Below are 6,163 nucleotides of genomic sequence, written 5' to 3'. Positions count from 1 at the left end.
GCCGTAGCCATGGAAAGTGTGCGCAACTATGGCATCGATGGCCTGCATCTGGACTATGTGCGGTGGAATGAGTACAGCAACTCCAAACTCTCTAAGAAACTGGCGAAAATGGCCGAGCAGCAGCAGTGGCTGGATGGCATGATTGCCCCGGAGCAGGTACAGGACCTACAAGAAAACGCCGCGGGCCGTTACCTTTACGACATCGAGCACCCGTACAGCGCAGGCGTGCCGGCCGGTTTTGCCTCCTGGGAGGACTGGTGGCGCTGGTCGGTGACCGAGTTCGTGCGGGTGCTGCACGATTCGATCCAGGCGGTCAAACCGTGGGTGCGGCTTTCGCCCGCTGCCCTGGGGAAATACAACTGGTCCAGCTGGCAGGGGTACGGCACCGTCTACCAGGACGCCGCCCTGTGGTTCAACGAAGGCTATGTGGAACAGCTGACCCCCATGCACTACCACTGGCTGACGCCCGATGGCTTTTACGCCATGCTGGTGGGACCAAGCGAGTCGTGGGGGCCGTGGATTCAGAAGGGCATCTCCGAGGGGCGGCTCTTCACAGTGGGACCGGGGTCCTATCAATTCGCCGAGGAAAAGGTCTGGTATCGCCACCCGGCAGTGGTGGAGATCTGCCGCACCGTGCCCTGGGTGGACGGATTTCAGTTCTTCAGCTACGCCAGCTGGCAGGCCTACCAGTACTGGGAGGAGGCAGGTCGGACCTTTTTCGCGCGGAAGACCAAGGTGCGGCCAGGGTGGTCGCCGCACGGAGAAATCCCCGACCCGCCCACCATCGCCTTGACGAAGGTGGACTCGCTGCACTATCTGATCACGGTCACTCCTCCAGCGTCAATCACCGCGCCCCACCGCTACGCCATCTACCGCTCTGAAGATGACGTCATCGACCTGGATCAAGACCTCATTGTGGACCTCCATTTTGGTACCCAACCATACTCGGTGCTCCAAGAATTCGACGGCAGGCAGGATTTCAACGGTTCCTACCGCTACGCAGCAACCGTGCTGGACCGCTACTGGAATGAGTCGGCCCCATCCAGTGTGGTGCAGACGGACGCCATCCCGTCCTTTGCGCCAGTGGTGGTTGCCACTGACCCTGCGGAGGGCGACACGGTCCCAGTGAACGTCGCCATCACCTTGGTGTTCTCCAAGACCATGAACCAGGCCAGTGTGCAAGGGGCCTTGACGTTCCAACCCGCCATTGAGGTCACCCGCTTTAGCTGGCAGGATGGAAAGACGTTACAGATCGTACCCGCGCGTCTGCAGTTTGCTACAACCTACCTCGTCACGGTCGGCGCGGAGGCGCAGGACATCAACGGGCGGCGGCTGGACGGCAACGGCGACGGGGTGGAGGGAGACCCCTTCACGCTGCATTTCACTACACGCGCGGTGGACGACGTGGGCCCCAAGGTGGCATTTTCTTATCCGTCATTTCCTGCAGGGCTGGAACCCTTTGATGTGGACGATGTGATCACCCTCGTGTTCGACGAGCTCATCAGGCCGGAAACGGTCACGGATACCACCGTCTCGCTTTCCACGGGTGGGGCTGCGGTGAGCATTGAGGCGCTGGTCACCGCGGTCCCGGACCGGTCGCTGATCTCCATCAAAGGCTGGCAACCCCTGCTACCCGATGCCGACTACATCCTCGAGCTTCGCAACACCGTGCGGGACACCACCGGCAACCAGATGGCAGAAGGTTTTGCCCTGGGTTTCCACACGGCTCAGGCGCACTATGTGGAGACGCGGATGATCGATGACTTTTCCGCCAGCGGCAATTGGGAGCAGCCCAGTTACAGCGGCTCCACTTCGGGCATTGTGGTGGCCAATTCGACCTTTGGCATAAGCAAAGACGTCTACCTGCCTGCCTCGGCCACCCGGCCAGTATCCAAGCGCTCCGCCTTCCTCACGTACGAGTGGATGGAGACGCCTCCGCCCCAGGGATACCTGTTGCGCGAGTACCTGAAGACCGGTCCCCCGCGTGACGTGGTCTTCGATACGACTTACACCCTGCAGGTCTATTTGTACGGCGATGCCAGCGGCAACAAGTTCCGGTTCTGCCTTGACGAGGGCACCGGCACAGACTGGCCCTACCACGAAGTCTCCGATTGGGTGACCATCGATTGGTATGGCTGGCGCTTGGTAGAGTGGCGCCTGAGCGATCCACGGAGCGTCGGTACCTGGATCGGCGACGGGGTGCTCAACGGGGCTGCTTATCGGATTGATAGCTTTCAACTCACGCGCGGCGAGTCAGGAGCTATCAAAGGGCGGCTGTATTTTGACAACCTTCGCCTTGTGAAAAAGTCGACCGAACCCGTGCGCGTGGTACAGGAGGGCCAGGAGCCCCCGCGCAGCTTTATGCTTTATCCTGCTTACCCAAACCCTTTCAATCCGACGACCACGATCGCCTTCGACATAGCAGCACAGGGGCATGTACGGCTGACCGTGTTCGATGTGACTGGGAGGGAGGTGACCACGCTCATTGACGGGCCTCTTGCCCCTGGCCGGTATCGGGCGGAGTTCGACGGCACGGGGCTCGCTTCAGGGACGTACTTCTGCCGCCTGATGAGCGAGGGGCAGGCGATGACCCGCAAGATGGCATTGGCCCGATGAGACGATAGGGACTGAGGGGGTGGCGAACTAGGACAGGAGACCAACAGCAATAGAGGCTGGAGACCGAGGGAGGTTGACAATGGCAGGCCGACCAGCGTATGCGTTTCTTCTGCCCGCACTGATGGGGCTGGCGGGTTGCGCGGCATTGCTGCCTGTGCGTAGAGAGGCCCCGAGCGCCCCCGAACGGGAAGCTGCCGCCCGCGTGGGCCTGACGGAGGAGCAACTCGCCGCTATGAGGCGAAAGCCCCTCTATCGTTTCACAGAGCAGGAAGTGGATCGCTACCTGCGCTATTTGCATGAAGTTGAGCCGGACCTCGGCGCGCGTGTACAACACCTGGCGCGGAAGATGGTCGGTCAGCCCTACAAGATCTTCCTCCTCGGTGAGTTCCCATTTGAGTTATACGACCCAGAGCCCCTTTACAGCCTGCGGCAGAGCGACTGTCTGGTCTTTGCCGAACACATGTACGCTATGGCTTTGGCGCGGGACTGGTCGAGCTTTATCGCGCTCCTCCAGCGGATCCGCTACCGCGATGGCCGCATTGGGATGCTCACCAGGAACCACTACACCGAAGCCGATTGGGTGGTGAACAACTCGTGGCTTGTCGAGGACCTCTCCTCTGAGCTGGTGGGCGATCGGGCCGTGCCTGTGACTTCGGTGATTGACCGGGCGCGGTTTTTCCGACGCTTTGGCCTGGGGCAGGACATCCCGCCCCAGGAGCTGAGCTGGTCTTACATTCCCTATGAGCTCGTGCCAGAAATAGCTGACCGGCTGCAGCCAGGTGACTTTGTGAACATCGTTCGGGGCAATGAAGATGGGCTCTACGTGGGGCACGTGGGGCTCATCACTCGCGGCCAAGACGGGACCGTGTACCTTCTCCATTCCACATCCCCCCGCGTGGTCGAGGAGCCGCTGCTAGACCTCTGCCGCGAAGCGCCGGCCAGGAGGGTTGCTGCTGAAAAGGAGAACGCGCGCATCGTGGCCCGCAACCGCGAGATTCAGGCGCACAATGACCGCGTGCGGCAGACCGGAAAAGGCAAAGAGAAGCCACTCTTGCGGCCGCGGCCCTACTTCTATGGCTTTCGTTTCTACCGGCTTCGGCCCGACGCTTTGGAGGAGCTGCGCCGCCGCGATGGGCCGGATGCCCCGCGCGTCCAATTCGTCCCCAACGCCGGCTTCTGAGCTCCTGGTCGGGAGCCCAACCATGGGCCCCACGACCCGGCTCCCCGCGGGGAACGTCCGGTGAGGACGCCCACAACTGCCCGCCATGCAGCGCGTGCGTCATAGGAGCGGCACACACGAAGACTGACACTTAGGAGGACCATCCATGGGAAGAGCCTTCCGCTTGGTACTCGCCATTCTGGTCTTGGTGCCCGCCGCAGAGTCTTCCCTCCTGGCCCAAGGTCAATCATCTCCTAAACGCCTCAAACGTTCGGAGAGCTTCCTTGGCATCCACTTTGACTTTCACGCCGGCGACGATTGCACCGAGATCGGCAAATACGTGGACCGAGAGATGGTGGAGTACATCATCGATATGGTCAAGCCGGACTATGTCCAGTGCGACTGCAAGGGTCACCCCGGCCGCTCGAGCTACCCCACGAAGGTAGGGAATGCGGCCCCTGGGTTTGTCATTGATCCGCTGCGCATCTGGCGCGAAGTCACGGCCGAAAAAGGTGTGGCCCTCTATGTGCACTACTCCGGCGTCTGGGATGAAAAGGCCGTGGAGCGACATCCCGAATGGGCGTGCGTGAACGCGTCTGGTCAGCGCAGCGCGCAAAAGACTTCCGTATTCGGAGCGTACGTAGACTCGCTCCTCATCCCCCAGCTGAAGGAGCTCATCGATGACTACCAGATCGACGGCGTGTGGGTCGACGGGGACTGCTGGGCGGTCGAGCACGACTATTCTCCGCAAGCAGTCCAGGCATTCACGGCGAGCACGGGTCTGAGTAGAATTCCTACGTCGCCTTCCGAGCCCGGGTGGTTTGAGTTCTCTGAGTTCAATCGCGAAGGGTTCCGCAACTATCTGCGGCATTACGTGAACGCACTGCATGCACACAGGTCCGACTTTCAGGTGGCAAGCAACTGGGCCTTCAGCTCGCTGATGCCGGAGCCGGTCACCGCGGATGTTGACTTTCTGTCCGGGGACTACCTCTGGAGAAACAGCGTCAATGCGGCGCGATTTGAGGGGCGGGTGCTGGCCCAGCAGGGCAAACCTTGGGACCTCATGGCCTGGAGCTTCACCTGGACCGATGCCCTCTACAGTACCAAGTCGGTTCCACAGTTGCAACAGGAGGCGGCCGTCGTGTTGTCCCTGGGCGGCGGGTTCCAGGCCTATTTCCCACAAAAACGCGACGGCTCCATCCGCAAGTGGCAGATGAGGCTGATGCGGGAGGTGGCGAAATTCTGCCGCGCCCGCCAGCAGGTCTGCCACCGGGCCAAACCGGTGCCGCAGATCGGGCTGATTCTCTCCACCAAGGCCTTCTATCGCCTGAGCCCCAAGCTCTTTGCCGGCTGGAGTGAGGAACTCAGTGGCATAAAAGGCATTCTGCAATGCCTGCTCGATGGGCAAAACGTGGTGGATGTCGTCATGGAGCACCACCTGGAAACGCGGGCACGCGACTACCCCCTGCTGGTCTATCCGGAATGGGCCTACATTGAACCGCAGTTTAAGCAGTTCCTCCTGGATTATGTAGCGGCAGGCGGCAGGCTGATTGTGATTGGCCCAAGCGCGGTGAGGCTTTTCGAGGAAGAACTGCGCGTCCGCTTCGAAGGCGAACCCCGCAAGCAGGTCAATGGCCTTGCCTTCGGCGGCCGGATAGCGGGCGTCAATACTGAATACCAGCCGGTTCGTTTGGAGGAAGGCGTGCGGCCCTTCGGCGAAATCTACCAGGACAATGACTTCTTTGGCGAGCCCCAGGTGGCAGCCTCGATTGCCGCCTATGGCGCGGGGGAGATCGCCGGGGTGTACTTGAACTTGGGTGAGCGCTACATAAACGCCGCAACCACGGTGGCGCGTGACTTCCTGAGCGCTCTGGTGAAAGAGCTGTTCCCCGCGCCCATAGTGGGGGTCGAGGGCTCACACAACGTGGACGTCACAGTCAACGAGCTGGACGGAAAGCTCATGGTGAACCTGGTCAATACTAGCGGCAGTCACGCGGATAGCAGAGTGTACGTCTTTGACCAGATCCCGCCAGTCGGGCCTCTGATGGTAACCGTGAAGCGGGGGATGAGGCCAAGGGCAGTCACGCTGATGCCGGAGGGACGGAAGCTAAAGTTTGCCTATCAGAATGGCCAGGTGGCCGTGGCCATTCCGCGCGTGGAGATCCATGAAGTCGTCGTTGTCGAGTAACCTAAGGAGGGCACCGCAGGCACGGAAGTGAGAATTGAGAGGGCCGGGTTGAGGGCCTTTCGGATGGCGCGTAATGACCCGGGCGGGTTCGGCGAAGGTGGCTGGCCATGTCCCGTGAGTAGGTTGAGCGACGAAGGATTACTTTTTACTTGACTTTTTCCCAAAATGGGTTATATTCGCTGAGGAGACCGAGCGTAGAG

General features: G+C 61.0%; 3 protein-coding genes. All 3 read left to right on the top strand.

Annotated features, from left to right (window positions below; all coding sequences use genetic code 11):
- On the top strand, nucleotides 1-2,616 hold a 2,616-nt coding region (locus ONB25_09035), incomplete at its 5' end, for an Ig-like domain-containing protein (protein MDZ7393022.1).
- A gap of 79 nt (nucleotides 2,617-2,695) precedes the next feature.
- The gene (locus ONB25_09030) at nucleotides 2,696-3,796 is read left to right on the top strand and encodes a DUF1460 domain-containing protein (protein ID MDZ7393021.1); all 1,101 of its coding nucleotides are present in this window, start codon (nucleotides 2,696-2,698) and stop codon (nucleotides 3,794-3,796) included.
- Between the two features lie 145 nt (nucleotides 3,797-3,941).
- Nucleotides 3,942-5,963 (top strand): hypothetical protein, encoded by a 2,022-nt coding sequence (locus tag ONB25_09025; protein ID MDZ7393020.1) that lies wholly within the window; start codon nucleotides 3,942-3,944, stop codon nucleotides 5,961-5,963.
- The last annotated feature ends 200 nt before the right edge of the window (nucleotides 5,964-6,163 follow it).

The sequence above is a fragment of the candidate division KSB1 bacterium genome (assembly GCA_034506335.1).
GTDB lineage: Bacteria > Zhuqueibacterota > Zhuqueibacteria > JANLFK01 > Oleimicrobiaceae > Oleimicrobium.
The sequence above is the reverse complement of the archived record's forward strand: the minus strand, read 5'-3'. Positions and strand labels throughout refer to the sequence as shown.